Below are 15,897 nucleotides of genomic sequence, written 5' to 3' on the forward strand. Positions count from 1 at the left end.
TGTAACGGCGCGTACATAAAAACAACAGCATGTAACACAAACGTAACGAGATAGTCGAGTCGCTGAAATCCAAAAATAAATCTAAAGTTCTAAACTCGTTAATGAGTTTTAAGAAAGGAATGTGTTTCCATGAACACTTTGCAAACGAAAGAAGATGCCGCAGCCCTTATTGAAAAGGAAGGCATCGAGTATGTTTCTGTGCGATTTACTGATTTGATTGGCGTGCAGCAGCATTTTACCGTTCCAGCCGACGAGTTCTTGCACAGCGCATTTACTGACGGAATGGCTTTTGACGGCTCCTCAATGCAGGGCTTCCAGGCTATTAACGAATCCGATATGAAGCTTATTCCGGATGTTGATACCGCTTATATTGATCCATTCCGCAAGCATAAGACTTTGAACGTTGCTTTTTCGATTGTGGACCCTGTAACAGACGAGCCTTATTCTAGGGATCCTCGTCAGGTTGCTATTAAAGCTGAAGCTTATTTGAAGGCTACCGGAATTGCAGATACCGCAAGCTTTGCACCGGAAGCCGAGTTCTTTATTTTCGACAAGGTTCGTTTTGCAAACGACATGCAGCGTTCCTTCTACGAGGTGGACTCCAACGAAGCTCCTTGGAATTCGGGAATTGATACCGAAGACGATGGCAGCAACAACATTGGTTTTAAGAATCGCGTAAAGCACGGCTACTTCCCTGTTCCTCCTGTTGATCACAACCAAGATTTGCGCGACGACATGGTTTACAATCTTCAAAAGGTTGGTTTGATTCTTGAGCGCTCCCACCACGAAGTTGGCGGTGCAGGTCAGCAGGAAATCAACTACCGTTACAATACGCTTGTTCACGCTGGCGACGATTTGATGAAGTACAAGTATGTGGTTCACGAAACCGCTGCTTTGGCAGGCAAGGCTGCAACCTTTATGCCTAAGCCAATTGCTGGAGACAACGGCACCGGCATGCACTGCCATCAGTCGCTTTGGAAAGACGGCAAGCCATTGTTCTATGCGGAAACTGGTTATGCTCAGCTTTCCGATATTGCGCGCTGGTACATTGGCGGCTTGATTAAGCACGCTTCTTCCGTACTTGCATTTACGAATCCTTCGCTTAACTCTTACCATCGCCTGGTTCCAGGCTACGAAGCTCCAGTCAACTTGGTTTACTCTGCTCGTAACCGTTCTGCAGCTATTCGTATTCCTCTTGCTGGAGATGCTCCTGCTGCTAAGCGCATTGAGTTCCGCGCTCCGGATCCTTCTTGCAACCCATTCTTGGCATTCTCTGCTCAGCTGATGGCAGGCTTGGATGGCATTATGAACCACATTGAGCCTCCTGCCCCTGTTGATAAGGATTTGTACGAGCTTCCTCCAGAAGAGCACGATGGAATTAAGCAAGTTCCTTCTTCGCTTGGTGAGGCTTTGCAGGCTTTGGAAGAAGATCACGACTTCCTTATGCAAGGCGATGTGTTTACTAGCGATTTGATTGATACTTGGCTTGATTTGAAGCATGGCGAAATGGATATGGCTCGCTTGGCTCCAACGCCTTTGGAGTATGAGCTTTACTTCCACATCTGATTTGCAGCTAAGTTAAGATAAGCTAAGCTACTCTAACGAAAAGCCGGCCCTACGATTTCTCGGGGTCGGCTTTTTGGTTATAAAAAGTGTGTAAAGCTAAGCTGGTGAATATTCTGGTATATAAGCCACAGACTCAACACTGTTACTAACTCAGTTAGCTATCTGAGGAAATAACGGTAATCACCCAAACACTGTTAAAAACTCAGTCAAGTATCTGAGAAAGTAACGGTAATCACCCAAACACTGTTAAAAACTCAGCTGCACGAAAGTCGCGCTACGCCGGCTTTGCGCTCAAGCAGATTGTCGCGTCAGCTTCTTATTTTCTAGCACGTATTTCACATCAGCTTCAGACGCAACTTTCGAATCATGAGTAACTACAATCACACATTTGCCATGCTTGATAGCAAGATTCTTTAGTATTGAAATAACTTCTTTAGTCGTGGCAGGGTCAAGACTTCCCGTAGGCTCATCCGCCAAAATTACCGGCGCAGAAGATACCAAAGCTCGCCCAATTGCAACGCGCTGCTGCTGACCGCCGGAAAGTTGCGTAATATTGCGATTTATTTCTTCCTCAGTCAACCCAAGATCTACTAGTACTTGAGCGTCCGCACGCGAATTTACTAATCGCAAATTTTCTAATGGTGTCAAATAGTCAATAAGATTAAAATTTTGAAAAACAAGCGAGATATGCTTTTTGCGATGCTCACAATACCCTGTTTTTGCAATATTTTCACCGTTAAAAAGCACTTCTCCACTATACGGAGTATCTAATCCAGCTAAAAGCGAAAGAATAGTAGACTTTCCAGCTCCAGAAGCTCCCATAATGCTGTACATTTTGCCAGTTTCGAACTCCGCATTAACGTCATTTAGTACAGCAATATTTGCAGGTCCGTAAGTGTACTTCACATTTTTTAATTGCAATAAATCCGACATAATAAGCTCCTTATTCTTACATAATTTAAATATGATTTATACGATTTGTTTCATTTATGCGATTGCGCTTTTAGTAGAAAATTCGCATACGCAACTACATTTCTGCTAACTCATAGCACTTAGTATTTGCCGAGGCTTCTTTATAAACATAGGTATTACAGAAATAATTAACGCCACTATTGAAATAAACAAACCAATAACAAAAGCAGTAAATGTTTGAGTCAATGGCAATACTGGAACACCATCCGCAATAAATGACGAATTTACACTATGCAAAATCGCAGAACCAATAACGCCAGAAAAAGCAGCACCCAAGCCCAGCGAAATAACGAATGACACAATATTGAGTATCACTATTTCAACAAGCAATTGGCTAACTATTACTGCTTTCGACAATCCAATAGACATAAGTACGCCAATCTCGTGCATACGCGCCCTAACCCAAAACACTAATACAAGCCCAAGCACTAAAATTCCAACAAAACTTAGCGCAACAAAAATCATTCGCACAAGTTGTTGCACAGAATTAACTGAAGTTATTACACCAGACAATTGCGAAGCATTCTGCTCTACATCCGCCCACTTGCCGGCAATACTTTTAGCATCGCGTATTGCGCTAGCTAACGAATCAGAACGCTCAACAGCACAGCGCAAAACACTTCGCTTAGCAGAGCCAGCCAAAGACAACGCCGAACTTAAGTCAGTAAATATGCGATTTTCTGAAGTATCCGAAGGAAGAGCTCCCTTAGTTTGTAACTTACCGGCAAAAATGCCAACAACACGAACTTTTACATTAAACCCCTGCTTAAGAGTTATAGTAGAGCCAATCTTAAGATTATTCTTTTTAGCAAAATCGCGATGCACTATTGCACTACCCGCAGAACGATTAGTAATATGCTCACCCTGCACTAAACGGTACAATCCTTCTTGAAAACCCTGAGATAATCGAGAATCTGTTGTGCCAGTAATTCCAGCAGCATGAGCCAAAACATCATCGTCTAGTCTTGGACCTTGCAATGGAAGCACAATTTGCTTTCCAACAGGCGTAGCTAAAACATCGCGCTCTTCCACTACAGTTTTTACGCCCGGAATCGCAGCAAATTTACGAATTTGACTAGAGTCAATTCCTTCATTCGCACCCAAATCTTGCGGAATTGGAGAATTAGACGTAGTAGCAGAATTAGAATTTGCATTACTTTTCTCTGGAAGAGTTTCACCTCGAGTTTTTGCTCGTACAGTAAAACCTAAAGCAATACTGGATTGAAGACGATTTCTAGCATCATCAACAGAAGCACTAATACCAGATTGTGAAACTAGCGCGCTTAAAACAAGAGTCATAATCAGCACAATTATTGCGTTGCGCCGAGGCTTGCGAGATATTGCAAGCCATGCTCTAGAGCATAGAGAAATTACATCAACACTCATAATCACTCCAAATAAACTTTTATAAACTTTGCTAAAACTTGCTAAAAAATACGCAATAGTTTTACTTCTGCAATCCAAGCAGTTCTCGAGGAGATTTGCACATCATTGGCAAATAAGACAGCACTACCGAAACAACAACTACCGCGCATACTATTGCCGAAACTCCAACAAAGCATTGCAAGTCTACTTGCACAATAAGTTTGTCCAAAGTTCTGGTTGCCAACGTTGATTCAAGATTCCCACCAGCTTGACCCATAGTGCTCAAATCATTAGCAGCTGCAGATTTTACGGATCCGAGCGCAGCAGTACCCATCCATGGAGCTATGATTTTTGCAAAAAGGTATCCAACAACTAGCGCAGGTATTGCAATAAGCAAAATCTCAGTAACATACTGACCAGCTATAGACAACTTGCTTTTGCCAATCGCCGTAAATACACCAATCTCACGACGCCGCTCATTCATCCACAACAAAAGCACCAATCCAAGCACAATAATAGCGAAAGATATTACAGCAATCGTCGTAATAGTCATCATTAAATGAACGCCTTTGGCGACTCTCAATAAGCCAGCAACGAACTGATCGTCACGAGTTAGCTGATAATTTTGCAAATCAATAGGCAATTTAGCAGCCTGCGCAATAATATTATCTGCATCCTCACCGCGCTTTACCTTAAAACTTGCATCCTGATATATTTCTTTTCCTGGCTTATATTTATACAATTCGCGCGTAGTCTGCAAATCTGTATATACAGTATTGGCAGTAAGTTCCGCCCTAGTTGCAACTTGACGCTTATTAGCTCCAGAATAAATTCCAACAATACGAGTTTTTACAGTTGCGGTCGATTGGTTAATATTGTCGGCATCGTAAGGGTTAGCGCGAAGCGTAAGAGTATCTCCTACATTCAATCCATTAGCTTTAGCGAGATCTTCATGAATAAGAGATGCATGAATATTACTAGTGATTAAATGCTTACCTTTAGACACAGTTATTGCTTTTGTTTTAAACGCATTAAGAGCATTAGAATTATTAGTGCCCTCAATGTTAACTGCATTTCCAAACTGCTGCTCTCGCTTTTGATCATAATCCTGAACGCCTGGGATTCTTGCAGCTTTAGCATTAACTAAATCCGCTGTTACATTTTGGCGAACTACGTACGAGGAAACTCCCTGCAACTTTGCGATTGCTTGCACATCTTTAGGTTTTACAGTTCCAGCTCCTCTAGGAGTTCCAGGATTTACTTGCGGATTATTTGCAAGTACGAAACTAGATTCCGCTTGAGCTTCAACTTTTTGCCCCTCTTTATTAGCAGCACTCGAAACGGCAGAAATTGCAAATAATAATGTTGAAATAAGAAATAGAATAATGAAAACTATTAATGTTTTTATTCGTTTCCTCAGAATGTAGCGTATTGCACGAGAGATAAACGTCATCGACTACCTTTCCTCATTGAAAAAATAATTGTATATAGTATGAAAACATACAGTATGCCAGTATAACATATGCACACTTATAACTTCTATATGCAAAAAGCCGGCCCTACGATTTTGTGGGGTCGGCTTTTTACTTAAGCTAAAGCGTTAAGACATCATACTTCCTACTATTCCTGCAGTCATTACGTACAAAATAACGAAAATAACAACCACAGTAAATACGAAGATAATCCACATCCATCCGCGGTCCATCTTGCGCGTGTATCTCGAATGGCTTACAAACGAGAACGGCAGCAGAAGCAACAAAATTGAAGCAAAGCTCTGCACAAAAATAGAAGGAACTGCTAATGTAACAACGCTTAGAAGCACTGCGCAAATCTGAATTGCAACTATAGGAATCATCTTGTGTGCAAACTGCATATGCAAAATAGGAATAGGAATTTCGTCTCCAAACATTTTTGCACCCATAATCGCCACAGCGAAAGTTATGTATGTGAAAAGAATTGAGGACACAAGCTGCGCAAAGAAGACGGAAATAGGAGGCATTCCGCTTGAAAAACTTGTTGACTGCGCAAACGAAGTTCCAAAATTGCCACCTGAGTTAATCAAAGAACTTAATGCAGTCACACCATAGTGCGCTGTTAAATAGGACTGAATTCCAGATAACAATGCGCTTACAGCAAAAACACAACCGGCATATACTATAGACACATTGTATTGGCGAGAAGGATTCTTTAAAACATTCATAACCCAAACGAAGAAGTTAATTTCTTGTCCTTGATGCGGCTGATTTGCAGGGAAACCAAATTGGCCCGGCATTGGATGCCCTGGCATAGGTTGTGGCATAGGATGGCCTTGCATAGGCTGGCCAGGCATTGGCTGGCCAGGCGTTGGACGACCCTGCATAGGATTACCTGGGAGTCCTTGCATAGGCTGACCAGGACGGCCCTGCATTGGTTGGCCTGGACGGCCCGGCATAGGATTTGCTTGCATAGGATGGCCTTGCATAGGATGGCCTTGCATAGGATGGCCAGGCATAGGTTGGCCAGGCATTGGACGACCCTGCATAGGGTTACCTGGACGAGCTTGCATTGGCTGACCCGGTCTTCCCATAGGCTGGCCAGGCATCTGGGCTGGTCGGCCCTGCATAGGATTTGCTGGCATAGGATTGCCATGCATAGGATTTTCAGGTGCAGGCTTACCATTCATAGGCTGACCCGGCATAGGCTGATGAATTTGCTGTTCGTTCGTTGGTTTAACATCCGCCTTAGCAGACTCATTTGGCTTAGAAGAATCTTCCGGCTTAGCAGAAACTTCTGGTTTTGCATCTTCAACCGGCTTAGTTTCAACCGGCTTAACCTCCTCAACCGGCTTAGTTTCAACCGGCTTAACCTCCTCAAAAGTCTTAGTTTCTTCAACCGGCTCATCAAGCTTATTTTCCGATTCTGCAACCAAATTTTGCAAGTTAGAAGCAGACTCACTATTAGGTTGATTAAACTTCTGAGCCTGATCAACACTCATTGGATTAGGCTGAGTCGGAGCATGCATCGGACGTTGCACTGGGAACTGCGTAGTATACTGCTCTTGAGCTTGCATAGGAGCATTAATAGGAGCATGAGCTGGCTGCTGCATTGGAGCCTGATTAGGATGCTGATTAGGAGCCTGCATTTGCGCATTCATATTAGCTTGCATCGGCATATTATTTGGCATATTCATAGGTGCGCGCATTCGCTGATTAGTTGGACGCATACCTTGAGGCATCTGTGCACCTTGAGGCATCTGTGCACCTTGTGGCATCTGCATGCCTGCACCTTGCTGAGCTGGAGCACCTTGCGATGCCTCTAATTTATTACCGCATCCTTTGCAGAATTTTGCAGCATCAATATTTTGAGTACCGCATTTATTACATACTTTCACTCTTCAATCCTTCTTTAATAACGTAACAATCACGCGCGCATACCTTAAAAAGTAAAAACGCATACAAATATTCTATTACACTATTGCAATGAACAAACTTAATATCGCAAATAATTTTCTAAAATATAAAAAACGATATTCTAGCTACGACTATTACAAAAGAATAAAAGAATAAAAAATATTCAGATTGCAAAACCGAGCGTGCGAGCGGCAGCTACTGGAACTGCTTCATCTGCCCAATAATCTTCAAGGTTCTCGTCGGTAGAAAGCGAACGCATTTCTGCACGATCAATATAAAGTTCGCCGCGAAGATGATCAGTTTCGTGCTGGAAAATACGCGCAGGCCAACCGTGCAAACGCTCGGAATGTTGTTTGCCGTCCTCATCCTGCCAAGTTGCCTGAACGTCAAGCCAACGCTGACGAACAGCCTGATAGCCGGAAACACTCAAGCAGCCTTCGTAAAAACTGCGAGTTTGAGTACCAATAGGCTCATAATGCGGATTAATAATCGCTCTAAACGGAAGCTCTGCAATGTCTCGAGGATCGTCTTCATCGTCACGAACATGATCTTCAATAACGGCAATCGCAAGACCTAAACCAATCTGCGGAGCAGCCAAACCAACTCCCGGAGCTTCCAACATTGTGCTGTGCATTAATGAAATTAGCTTAGTAAGAGTTGCACGTGTAAGCTGGCCGTCATAAGCAACAGTGCGCTGACGAAGAACTGGCTCACCAGCTTGCACAATCGGCAAAATACCGTCCTCTGTAGCGGAATCAAGCAAGCGCTCAACAGCGCGACTGAGCTTAGTATCGACACTTGCGTGATGCGTAAACATAGGACTCCTTTTCACCGTTTTAAATAACGCGCACAGTAACGCGAAAATCTACAAAATTTACATGCCGCGAGCAGAATTTGAAAGCAGCACTAAAGATATAAGTGTATCAAAATTATTTGCGCACTGCTAGAGCCGAGTGGAATGTGAGCAAATAGCAAACGCAAAAAAATAAGCAAACTTATAACTTCAGATTATCAACCACAACTTGGGCAAGACGAGCACAAACCTCATCTGCCTGAGTCTGAGTTGCAGCCTCGCACATAACGCGCACAAGCGGCTCGGTACCACTAGGACGAAGAAGAACGCGACCTGTATCTCCAAGAAGTTTCGACTCTTTCTCCACCGCCGCAAGAACAGCGGCGTTAGTTTTGGAAGCCATTTTGTCTACATTTGGAACGTTTACAAGAGCCTGCGGAAGCTGCGGGAAGTCTGCAGCCATTTGCGAAAGTTTCTTGCCTGAACGCACAACTTCACGGCACAAAGTCAAAGCAGTAAGAGTACCATCGCCGGTGGTTGCAAATTCGCGATTAATAACGTGACCAGACTGCTCGCCACCGAGTGAATAATCATGCTTAAGCATTTCTTCCAAAACGTAGCGATCGCCGACGTTTGTTTGAACGGTTGCAATACCCATATCTTTAAGAGCAAGCTTTAAGCCGAGATTGCTCATTACTGTTACAACAAGCGTATCGTGATTCAGCTTACCTTCAGCCTGCTTTGCGCGCGCAAGAATGCCCATAATCTGATCACCATTAACCATATTGCCGTTCTCGTCAACAGCTAAGCAACGGTCGGCGTCACCGTCAAACGCAACACCTAAATCAGCCTTAGAAGCTTTAACCATGGCTTGCAACTGCTCGGGATGAGTCGAACCTGCGTGATCGTTAATATTGTATCCGTCAGGAGAAGCGTTAATTACGATTACTTCCGCGCCTGCTCTGCGAAGAGCTTCAGGAGCTACAACGGAAGTAGCGCCATTGGCACAATCTGCCACAACACGCAAACCTGCAAGAGGCTTTGTACGCGTAGTAGAACCATTGCTTAAAGGCGCAACAGCAGAAACCAAGTGATCAATATAAAGGTTTGTTGCGGTAGTAGTATCGTGGCTGACTCGACCAACACCAGCGCCTGTTGGGCGCTCCCAATCTTGACCAAGAACAGCCTCAATCTCATCTTCCTTGCTATCTGGAAGCTTAAAACCTCCGCGCGCAAAGAATTTAATGCCGTTATCTGGCATCGGATTATGCGAGGCGGAAATAACCGCACCCATTTCAACGTTTAGCACGGAAGTTAAGAATGCAACGCCAGGAGTTGGAATAATTCCGGCATCAATAACATCAAAACCGCCAGCGCTCATGCCAGCAGCAAGAGCAGAAGCTAGAAAATCTCCGGAAACGCGCGTATCTCTGCCAATAAGAGCGCGGCGACGAGCGTGAGATGAAGTATCGCTTTCAGTAGCACTAGACGAAACCGGCGCATGCTTATCTCCCAAAACTCGAACTGCAGCGTCACCTAAATCTAACGCAAGTTGCGCTGTTAAATCGCGATTTGCTAATCCACGCACGCCATCCGTACCAAACATCCTTGGCATAATAAAGCCTCTTTCGCAAAAATCACTTCATCCTGCGCGCAAGCAAACAACATTGCATACTAGCGCGTCACACACTGCTTGCAATCTTACTCGTAGCATTACATGACGCGCTAGCGCAAGGAAGCGTTGTAGCGCTGCACTTTAAGCGTGCGGCGAGAAGAATCGAGACCACCGAGCACCATACGTCGCAAAGCCTGATCCGCATCCTTATGCTCCTCAAGCCACTTTTCACCGCGCTCAACCAGTTCCTCAACCGGTGCATACACAGGATACAAGCCCTCAATCAGAGCCTCAGCCATATGGAATGTGCGGTTCTTCCAAATCCACTCAACTTCCGCAAAGTAGCGCTCAACATAAGGCTTAACCAAATCGCCTTTAGCTGTGCTTGCAAATCCAGCAACCACAGCGCCCATTTGCATATTAGTCAAATCGAGATTGCGCAAAGCCTGTTCAAAAGCCCAATCCTTAGCTTCTGCAGTTGAGCGAGCTGCACGAGCCTGATATGCATACTCACGATTCTCAGTCGTGTCTCGCTTTTGAAGTTCAGCGTCAATTCCAGCTTCGTCCAAAGCGTTTACGCCTGCGAGCGCAATAAGAATACTCCAACGCAAGTCGTTGTCGATTTCCAAGCCCTCCAAACTCACGGAACCGTCGAGCAATCCTTTAGCTACGCGCACAAACTCAGCATCTCCAACTTCGCCGTATCCAAGATAAGCCTTGAGCAACTGGAACTGTTCATCCGAGCCTGCGTTAGCCGCTAAAGCCAACTGCCACAATTCGTGAGCAACATGCTTTGCGACTTCTGCTTGACGCTCTGGAACTACGTAGTGGCTTGCAGTTACTTTTACTTGGCCAAGAGCATAGCGGAAAGTAGTTGATTCGCGCTCAGTTGCCAAAGCTTTAAGGCTTAATTCCACAAAGCGTTCTGCTGGGAATTCTGCGTCGCGAGTCATATCCCACAATGCGAGCCAAATAAGCGAGCGAGTCAAAGAATCCTTGAAACGATACAAGTTTTCGGCAGCAAATTCAAGCGACTTTTCGTCGAAACGTAGCTTCGTGTAAGTTAAATCGTCGTCGTTTACAAGAATAAGCGCTGGCATCTTTTCGCCGCGAGCCTCAACAACTTCCGTCACTTCGCCGTCAACGTCAAGTTCGATTCGCTTTGTGCGCTTAATTTCGCCAGTTGCTTCGTCCACATTGTAGAATCCAACAGCCAAACGGTGTGCACGAAGAACAGGATGCTCAGCTGGAGCGCTCTGACACAAACGCAAGGAAGCAATAGTACCGTCAGCTTCTTCGACTTCAGTAGAAATCGTGTTAATTCCAGCCTTTTCAAGCCATTGCGCACTCCAAGACTTAAGATCACGTCCGCTTGTAAGTTCTAACTCGTGCAACAAATCAGCCAAGGTTGCGTTGCTATAAGCGTGCTTGCTCAAGTAGTTGTGAATTCCTTCAAAGAACTTTTCGCGACCAACATACGCCACAAGTTGCTTCAATACGGAAGCGCCCTTTGCGTAGGTGATGCCGTCGAAGTTGACGGAAGTGTCGTTCAAATCGTTGATTGGAGCCACGATTGGGTGAGTTGTTGGAAGCTGATCTTGATTAAGCGCCCAGCTTTTTTCGCCGGAATTGAAAGTGCTCCAAGCGTCGTGCCATTCGGTTGCTTCAGCAGTCGCAAGAGTAGAAGTGAATTCTGCGAAGGATTCGTTAAGCCAAAGATCGTTCCACCACTTCATAGTTACGTAGTCGCCAAACCACATGTGTGCAAGCTCGTGCAAAACGGTTACAACGCGGCGCTCAGCATAAGCGTCCGTAACTTTGGATTCAAACACGTATTGGTCTCGAATAGTAACCATACCAATGTTTTCCATAGCTCCAGCGTTGTATTCTGGCACGTAAATCTGATCGTACTTTGCGTACGGATACGGCACTCCCCAAGTCTTAGCGTAGAAAGCAAAGCCTTTCTTCGTAATATCGAACAAGTAATCAACGTCTTTTGCAAAAGCGTCTTTAAGTGCCTGACGGCAGTACATTGCCATTGGCACTACGCGGCCATCCTCATTGTTGTAAGACGTGTGCCATTCGGCGTAAGGGCCTGCGCAGATAGCAGTTAAGTAGGAGCTCATCTTTGGAGTTGACTCGAATACCCAACGCTTCATGCCTTCTACAGCGCCATTTTCCAAAGTGCCGGCCTCAGTTTTGCGACCTTCCAGCGCGGTTTCGCTAGCTACCGGCATGTTGGAAGTCACAATCCAGCTCTCTGGAGCGTCCACCGTAAAGTCAAAAACAGCCTTTAAATCTGGCTGATCAAACACAGCATAAACGCGGCGAGCATCCGGAACTTCGAACTGAGTATACAAATAAACGTTTCCGTCGGAAGGATCCACGCTTCTGTGCAAACCTTCACCCGTGTTGGAATACTGGCAGTTTGCTACAACTTCTACAGTATTATGCTCAAGCAAATTTGCGAGCGCGATTCTGCTATCTGCAAAAACCTTAGAAACGTCAAGAGCAGTGCCGTTTAACACCACGGATTCTACGCTGTTTGCAATCAAATCGAGGAAGCTTAGATCTCCAGCTTTAGCGTCGAACTCAATCTTCGTGCGCGAAGTAAAATCGCTGCCGCCCTTTCCTAAATCAAGCGCAACATCGTAATGAATTGGCATTTTGATAGCGTCGAAACGCTCTTTAGCTTCTACACGAGTCAGATTTGCTCCTGGCATATATACCTTCCTTATATTTTTCTTATTTTTGATTATATTTACGATTATTTTCAGCTATTTACGAATAATTGCGAATATTTTCTTTATTTTTGATATTTTTGATTATATTTGATTATTTTCTGCAATATCCGCAACTACCGGCACAAGCATTGGCTTCCTGCGCAAAGCGCGAGCAACCCAACTACCCAAAGTGCGTCGCATAATCTGCTGCAACTTATAAGTATCGTGCTCACCGCGCATCATCGCATCCTGCAACTGCTCAACAATCTGGTGACGAACCTTCTCAAAATCAGCCTCGTCTTCAGCAACAGCGTTCAAGAAAATCTTCGGGCCAGAAACCACATTCGCATTGGCGGTATCAACCACAACAAAGCTTGACACAAAGCCTTCTGTGCCCAAAATCCTGCGCTTTTCAAGCTCTTCGTCTGTAAGCTCGCCCACAGAATCGCCATCAACATAAACGTATCCGCAAGGCACAGAACCAACGACTGCAGCGTTTCCGTGGTACAAATCAACCACGTCACCATCTTCTGCCAAAACAACATTCTTTGGATCAACACCAGTTTTTACAGCAATCAATCCGTTTGCAACCAAGTGACGATGCTCGCCGTGAATTGGCATAGCGCACTTTGGTTTCACAATGTTGTACAAGTACAGCAACTCGCCTTCGTTGCAGTGACCAGACACGTGAATTGCAGCGTTATCTTTGTTGATTACGCGAGCACCCAACTGCACAAGCTTGTTAATAACCTTATAAACTTCGTGCTCGTTTCCTGGAATAAGCGAGCTTGCAAGAATAACAGTGTCAAACTCATTAACAGTAATATCTCGGTGATTGCCATCCGCAATACGCCCAAGAGCTGCCATTGGCTCTCCTTGAGAACCGGTGCACATGTAAACAAGCTTGTCGTCTTGAACATCCTTGGCCTGCTTTAAATCCACAACCGTGTTTTCAGGAATATGCAAGTAACCTAAATCCGCAGCAATAGACATATTGCGAACCATCGAACGGCCAACGAACACAACTTTTCTGCCAAACTTGTGAGCTGCGTCAACAACTTGCTGCACGCGATGCACGTGGCTTGAGAAACTAGCAACAATAATCTTGCGCGTAGCTTCAGCAAAAGCGCGATCCAAAGCCGGACCAATCGAAGTTTCAGGCTTCACAAATCCCGGAACTTCAGCGTTTGTGGAATCAGCCATAAGTAAATCTATGCCCTGCTCGCCTAATCGACCAAACTCAACTAAATCAGTAATACGATGGTCAAGAGGAAGCTGATCGAGCTTAATATCGCCAGTATCAATCAAAGTTCCAGCAGGCGTTTTAACACAAACAGCAAGAGCATCCGGAATGGAGTGAGTCACCGTAATAAACTCAAGATTAAACGGACCTACTTTCATCTTATCGCGGCCTTCAACGCGAGTAAGTTTCGGCTCAATATGATGCTCCTGGCACTTTGCTTCAACAAAAGCCAAAGTAAGCTTAGAGCCAATCAGCGGAATATCCGGTCGCATCTTAAGAAGATACGGCACGCCACCAATATGATCTTCGTGACCGTGCGTCAAAACTAAAGCTTCAACCTTATCAAGTCGATCTTGAATATAGTGAAAATCAGGCAAAATCAAATCAACGCCAGGCTGCTCTTCTTCCGGAAACAGCACTCCACAATCAATAAGAAGTATGTGACCGTTGTATTCAATTACGTTCATATTTCGGCCGATTTCACCCAAACCGCCGAGCGGAACGATTCGCATTGAACCTTTGCGATATTTTGGTGGAGCAATAAGCGCTCCTTCACGCTGATCGTTCACTACAGGAGGCAGCGCATTTGCATTGCGACGCGAGGAATTACCCTTTTCTTTGCGGGTTTCTGTATTCTTTTTTAATTCAGTTGTCATATTCATCTCACTACATCTTGCGCTATTGCGCACTTCTTCCTAGTGTACCGTTAGGACTCAACTCAGCTTTTGCTTCTAAACCGACATAAACTACTCACACTTGCGCAGTTTTAGGTCGTTTAAGCACAACCACAATAAACCAACCAAACGCGGCTATAGGAATTGCAACCAGCGTAGACATCCACGGAACCATCATTCCGCCGTGCGAATCCCATGCATCAATTGCAGTACCTGCCGCCATCGAGCCAAGAGATGCTCCTACTGCAGAGGCGGTCGGCAGCCACGAAAGCCCTTCCGTAAGCGATTCTTCAGGTACAGTTGCCTTCACAATAAGATTTCCAGTTGCGAAAATTGGCGATACGCAAAGTCCAGAAAGCACCTCAAAAACGCTCATAAGCATAAGCCTGTCAATATTCAAGCTCATAAGCACATAACCAATAGTCAGCACCGTCAAAAATACAATAAGATGCGACCAGTTAGATCCGCGGAATTTGTGCGATCCGAAAATTATTGCGCCCACAAGAGATCCGCACGCAAAAAGTGCCAACTGCATACCAATAAAATGATCAAGACCTTGCGATTTCATTGCAGCCGTCACAGACACGTCAAACGCGCTAAAGCTCATGTTGAATACAACAAACATGAGCACAAGAGGAATAATTCCACGGTATAAAAGCACGTTTTTACCGCGCTTTTTAGCATGATGATTATGCAATTGTTTAAGACTGAATTTGTCAATAAACTTGCGCTTAGAATTTTGTTTTTGCGATTCTGATTCGGCTGCAGAGATTTCGCTTTCTTTTTGAGATGCAATCATAACGTCTACATCTTCGGCTGCAGCCGTTGGCACTTCCACGATTTTAAGCACTGCAGGCTGAGTATTTTTTAACGAAAAGAACCAGGCTCCACCCAGTCCGCTCGCTAAAACTGGCACAAATAACTGCGAAACTGGGTGCACAGAAGTAGCCAGCCATGCGGCCAAAATAGGGCCTAGAATAAACACAATTTCATCAATTCCAGACTCAAGCGCATACGCAACATTTAATAGAGAATCGTCATCTTCCGCGCGCAAAGTGTAGGCCCAACGCGTACGAACTAACGCTCCAAAAGCAAATTGCGTAACTCCCATCGCAATCGCAAGAACAAAAAGCAGCGCGAGCGGAACTCTAAACAAGGCCGCAAACGCAAACGAAATCATTGCAATAACCTGTGCACTAAGCGCAATAACACCAACTTTTCGCTGACCAAATCTGTCAAAAAGTTTTGCATAAACTGGCGTTACTGCAGCCTGCGCAAGAACGTAGGATGCGGCCATTGCTCCAGCTACAGTCCAATTGTTATACAAATGGTTTAATGCCAAAACAATTCCCAAACCAATCATTGACATTGGTAAGCGCGCAATTGCCCCCGAAATGCAAAACGCTTTAGCGCCGCTCAATGAAAAAAGTCTAGAATATTTAGAAATTATTGAGGATTTCCCCATGTCTTCTTTAGACTTTGCTTCTTCTTTAGACTTTGCTGCCGCTTTAAACGACATAAATTTTATTACTCCTTATTTAATTACCCAACTGTTAC

10 protein-coding genes are annotated in these 15,897 nt (G+C 44.7%); 1 reads left to right on the plus strand and 9 read right to left on the minus strand.

Annotated elements, in window-relative coordinates; genetic code table 11:
• Positions 1-129: 129 nt before the first annotated feature.
• Entirely contained in the window at positions 130-1,566 is a 1,437-nt protein-coding gene (gene glnA, locus ACLD6A_RS03170) for a type I glutamate--ammonia ligase (protein ID WP_102694544.1), read from the plus strand.
• Positions 1,567-1,857: 291 nt separating this feature from the next.
• Here the strand turns inward: glnA and ACLD6A_RS03175 are convergent, their stop codons facing one another.
• From ACLD6A_RS03175 to ACLD6A_RS03215, 9 genes are all read right to left on the minus strand, one after another.
• Entirely contained in the window at positions 1,858-2,499 is a 642-nt protein-coding gene (locus ACLD6A_RS03175) for an ABC transporter ATP-binding protein (protein WP_375169310.1), read from the minus strand.
• A 105-nt stretch (positions 2,500-2,604) separates the two neighbouring features.
• Positions 2,605-3,924, minus strand: coding sequence for an ABC transporter permease (locus ACLD6A_RS03180; protein ID WP_375169309.1), 1,320 nt, complete (start codon positions 3,922-3,924; stop codon positions 2,605-2,607).
• Positions 3,925-3,985: 61 nt separating this feature from the next.
• Positions 3,986-5,356 carry an ABC transporter permease gene (locus ACLD6A_RS03185; RefSeq protein WP_004136761.1) on the minus strand — a complete coding sequence of 457 codons (1,371 nt, stop codon included), beginning with the start codon at positions 5,354-5,356 and terminating at the stop codon, positions 3,986-3,988.
• A 147-nt stretch (positions 5,357-5,503) separates the two neighbouring features.
• The gene (locus tag ACLD6A_RS03190) at positions 5,504-7,273 is read right to left on the minus strand and encodes a hypothetical protein (RefSeq protein ID WP_410313563.1); all 1,770 of its coding nucleotides are present in this window, start codon (positions 7,271-7,273) and stop codon (positions 5,504-5,506) included.
• Between the two features lie 182 nt (positions 7,274-7,455).
• On the minus strand, positions 7,456-8,109 hold the full coding sequence (locus ACLD6A_RS03195; RefSeq protein WP_004127356.1) for a peptide deformylase: 654 nt from the start codon (positions 8,107-8,109) through the stop codon (positions 7,456-7,458).
• A gap of 178 nt (positions 8,110-8,287) precedes the next feature.
• Positions 8,288-9,700 (minus strand): phosphoglucosamine mutase, encoded by a 1,413-nt coding sequence (glmM, locus tag ACLD6A_RS03200; RefSeq protein WP_308581993.1) that lies wholly within the window; start codon positions 9,698-9,700, stop codon positions 8,288-8,290.
• 110 nt (positions 9,701-9,810) lie between these two features.
• Positions 9,811-12,423, minus strand: coding sequence for an aminopeptidase N (gene pepN / locus ACLD6A_RS03205; RefSeq protein WP_375169307.1), 2,613 nt, complete (start codon positions 12,421-12,423; stop codon positions 9,811-9,813).
• Positions 12,424-12,525: 102 nt separating this feature from the next.
• The gene (locus ACLD6A_RS03210) at positions 12,526-14,322 is read right to left on the minus strand and encodes a ribonuclease J (RefSeq protein WP_004133687.1); all 1,797 of its coding nucleotides are present in this window, start codon (positions 14,320-14,322) and stop codon (positions 12,526-12,528) included.
• 94 nt (positions 14,323-14,416) lie between these two features.
• Entirely contained in the window at positions 14,417-15,859 is a 1,443-nt protein-coding gene (locus ACLD6A_RS03215; RefSeq protein ID WP_410313564.1) for an MFS transporter, read from the minus strand.
• Positions 15,860-15,897 lie beyond the last annotated feature (38 nt).

This window comes from Gardnerella sp. Marseille-Q9691 (assembly GCF_046507715.1).
Taxonomy (GTDB): Bacteria; Actinomycetota; Actinomycetes; order Actinomycetales; family Bifidobacteriaceae; genus Bifidobacterium; species Bifidobacterium greenwoodii.

Coding starts and splice junctions, on each gene's coding strand:
- ACLD6A_RS03215 (WP_410313564.1), bottom strand. CDS start 15,859: ATGTCGTTTAAAGCGGCAGCAAAGTCTAAAGAAGAAGCAAAGTCTAAA.
- pepN (WP_375169307.1), bottom strand. CDS start 12,423: ATGCCAGGAGCAAATCTGACTCGTGTAGAAGCTAAAGAGCGTTTCGAC.
- ACLD6A_RS03180 (WP_375169309.1), bottom strand. CDS start 3,924: ATGAGTGTTGATGTAATTTCTCTATGCTCTAGAGCATGGCTTGCAATA.
- glnA (WP_102694544.1), top strand. CDS start 130: ATGAACACTTTGCAAACGAAAGAAGATGCCGCAGCCCTTATTGAAAAG.
- ACLD6A_RS03175 (WP_375169310.1), bottom strand. CDS start 2,499: ATGTCGGATTTATTGCAATTAAAAAATGTGAAGTACACTTACGGACCT.
- ACLD6A_RS03195 (WP_004127356.1), bottom strand. CDS start 8,109: ATGTTTACGCATCACGCAAGTGTCGATACTAAGCTCAGTCGCGCTGTT.
- glmM (WP_308581993.1), bottom strand. CDS start 9,700: ATGCCAAGGATGTTTGGTACGGATGGCGTGCGTGGATTAGCAAATCGC.
- ACLD6A_RS03185 (WP_004136761.1), bottom strand. CDS start 5,356: ATGACGTTTATCTCTCGTGCAATACGCTACATTCTGAGGAAACGAATA.
- ACLD6A_RS03210 (WP_004133687.1), bottom strand. CDS start 14,322: ATGACAACTGAATTAAAAAAGAATACAGAAACCCGCAAAGAAAAGGGT.